Annotated in this window: 3 protein-coding genes and 1 pseudogene; 1 reads left to right on the top strand and 3 read right to left on the bottom strand. The window is 33.5% G+C overall.

Annotated elements, in window-relative coordinates:
• A partial coding sequence (locus tag ACTHW2_RS07835; RefSeq protein WP_442263390.1) for an ABC transporter permease occupies nt 1-964 on the bottom strand: 964 nt, incomplete at its 3' end.
• Complete coding sequence (locus ACTHW2_RS07830; RefSeq protein WP_442263389.1) at nt 951-1,643, bottom strand: ABC transporter ATP-binding protein; 693 nt, start codon at nt 1,641-1,643, stop codon at nt 951-953. The genes ACTHW2_RS07835 and ACTHW2_RS07830, both read right to left, overlap by 14 nt.
• A 174-nt stretch (nt 1,644-1,817) precedes the next feature.
• On the opposite strand from ACTHW2_RS07830, the gene ACTHW2_RS07825 reads away from it, so the two are divergent.
• Nucleotides 1,818-2,015: a DUF378 domain-containing protein gene (locus tag ACTHW2_RS07825; protein WP_442263388.1), complete on the top strand. Its 198-nt coding sequence runs from the start codon at nt 1,818-1,820 to the stop codon at nt 2,013-2,015.
• Between the two features lie 21 nt (nt 2,016-2,036).
• Here the strand turns inward: ACTHW2_RS07825 and ACTHW2_RS07820 are convergent.
• Nucleotides 2,037-2,850 (bottom strand): annotated as a pseudogene (locus tag ACTHW2_RS07820) (Asp-tRNA(Asn)/Glu-tRNA(Gln) amidotransferase subunit GatB); the annotation flags it as partial.

Here is a 2,850-nt window from a genome sequence, read left to right as displayed (position 1 = left end):
TTGCTCCAACGGACCTAAGCAGTCCAAACTGAGATATCCTCTCTATTACAGATATATTAAAGGCATTGTATATAACTGCTATTGTAGAAAGCATGATAAGTCCTACTACAAATGCAAGTATACCCATAATAGAACTATTAAAAGTATCATTTACACTTTCTGCTGATAGTCTTAAAAGGTCATTGTTGTATAGTATATTTTCCTCTCCAACGCCTATGTCTTCCCCTATCTTGATAACTTTATCGTTTGCACCTTTTAGATCAGGAAGAGTTATAAATCCATAGTATTCTCCTTCTGGACTTGCCTCTGTATCATTTCCAACAATTCCTTCAGTTAGTAGGTTACCCCTCCAAATGTACCTAGGAGTTGTAAATCCTACTAGCTTATATTCCTTTTCTCCTGTCTTTTCAAAGGTCTCTACTGTTATTTCATCCGGATGATCTTTTTCTGCTTCTATTCTATTGCCTATAGGAAGAGTTATAGTATCCCCCACTTCTAAATCTTCATTGAAGTATTCCCTCGTCCACTTTTCTATAACTATTTCATCCTTATTTTCAGGAAGTCTTCCTTCTATTAATCGTATTGGAAGCATTTCTTTTGCATTTTTATCATATTCTTTTAAGTCTATACTTCTAAAGGGAATATCTCTTCCCCCATTATCACGTTCTTCTTCTGTGGTTTCTCTTAAAGCAAGAGTCCCTACAAGTTTTGTTCGTCCTAGTTTTTCTACACCTACATGGTTTTCAAGCTTATTAATTTGATCTGCATCAATGTACCTAAACCTTGCATGGAAAGATCCATTTTCTCTTATAGCTTGCTTTATAAGTGCTCCCCTAGCCGAAACTACCATAGTTCCTATAGCTGTTATAAGTGCGACCGAAAGAATAATTCCGAATATAGTTAGAAGGGTTCTGTTTCTTTGCCCTTTTAAATATCTTCTAGTGATGGATTTATAGCTTTTCATTATCCGTCACCTCATCTGTTTGAATCTCCCCATCCTCTATAACTATAACCCTATCAGCTTGAGATGCTATATCTAGATCATGGGTTATAAGTATAAGTGTTTGATTATATTTTTTTATACTTATTTTAAGAAGATCTACTATTTCCTTTCCAGTTTTACTATCTAGGTTTCCAGTTGGTTCATCTGCAAGGACTATAGATGGGTTGTAGGCTAGTGCCCGCCCAATAGAAACCCTTTGCTGTTGTCCTCCCGAAAGCTGGTTTGGCAGATGGTTTAAACGATCCTTAAGACCTAGTATATCTATTAGTTCATTAAAATGATCCTTATTAATCTTTTTTTCATCCAAGAGCATCGGAAGCTGCATATTTTCTTCTGCTGTTAAAACAGGCACTAGATTGTAAAATTGAAATACAAATCCTACACCTCTTCGCCTAAATATTGCAAGTTCTTTTTCTGAAAGTGAATATATATCCACTCCGTCAATATATACCTTTCCACTAGTTGGACGATCTACTCCACCTAAGAGATGGAGTAGGGTTGACTTACCCGAACCACTTGGTCCAACTATTGCCACAAATTCACCTTCATTTATAGTTAAGTTTACATCCTTTAAAGCTGATACTTCGGTATTTCCTTTTCCATATATTTTATTTAATCCTTCTATCTTTACGATCTCCATTCTAATTCCTCCATTTTCCTATTATAACTCAAGTATATCTAAGTCTTATTACAAATAGATGAACAGTTGGCTTACAAATTAGTAAGATTGGTTGACATTTCAAATGTATATTATTTATACAAATAGAAATAATAGTAAATGAAACAAATTAAAATTCTAAAGGAGTGAATTATTATGGATGAAACAGCTTTAGTATTGGTTATAATTGGTGCTCTTAACTGGGGACTTATTGCACTTTTCAAATTTGATTTAGTAGCTAGTTTATTTGGTGGACAAGAGGCTATATTAAGTAGGATAGTCTATGGTCTTGTTGCACTTGCGGGTATTTATAGTATTAAATTTCTATTCGATAGAAGAAGAGTTATGGATTAAGAAAATAGAATAGGCCTAGGCCTATTCTATTTCTTTGATTTTTTCTTCTAATATATTTTTAGTCATTTCAGGATTTGCTCGTCCTTTTGTATCTCGCATTACCTTTCCTATTATAGATTGAAGGGCTTTTTTCTTACCAGCTTTATATTCCTTTATAGCCTTTTCGCTTGTAAGAAATACCTCATCTATTATAGGCTCTAGTTTTTCTCTACTGCCTATTTGTTCTAGACCTTTTTCTTTTATAATCTTTTCTGGAGCATCTCCTGTTTCATTCATTATCTTTATGACTTGCTTAGCACTGTTATTATTTATAGTGTCATTTTCTAAAAACACTACCAGTTCTCCTAAATCTTTTGGTGAAATCTTTATATGGAAATCATCTGGAGATGAAATGCTAAATATTTCTCCTATCATTATATTAGCTAGTATCTTAGGAGTTTTAACCTCTTCCACACTTTCTTCAAAATAATCTGCTACCTCTTTTGAACTTATTAATTGTTCTGCATCATATGAAGAAAGATCATACTTTTCCATATACATGTTTTTCCTATCCTCAGGAAGTTCAGGAAGATTATTCTTTATATCTATTACCCTTTTTCCATCTATAACTATAGGCATAAGATCAGGATCTGGAAAGTATCTATAGTCCATAGCATCCTCTTTTTCTCTCATAGAATGGGTAGTTCTTTTTTCATCATCATATCCCCGTGTTTCTTGGACTATAGTTCCTCCACTTTCTATTTCCTTTATTTGTCTTTTCTTTTCATATTCTATAGCTCGCATAATTGAGTTAAAGGAGTTAAGGTTTTTTATTTCAGCCCTTGTTCCAAGCTTT

The organism is Tissierella sp. (genome assembly GCF_052089545.1).
In the GTDB taxonomy this organism is placed as follows: domain Bacteria; phylum Bacillota; class Clostridia; order Tissierellales; family Tissierellaceae; genus Tissierella_A.
The sequence above is the reverse complement of the archived record's forward strand: the minus strand, read 5'-3'. Positions and strand labels throughout refer to the sequence as shown.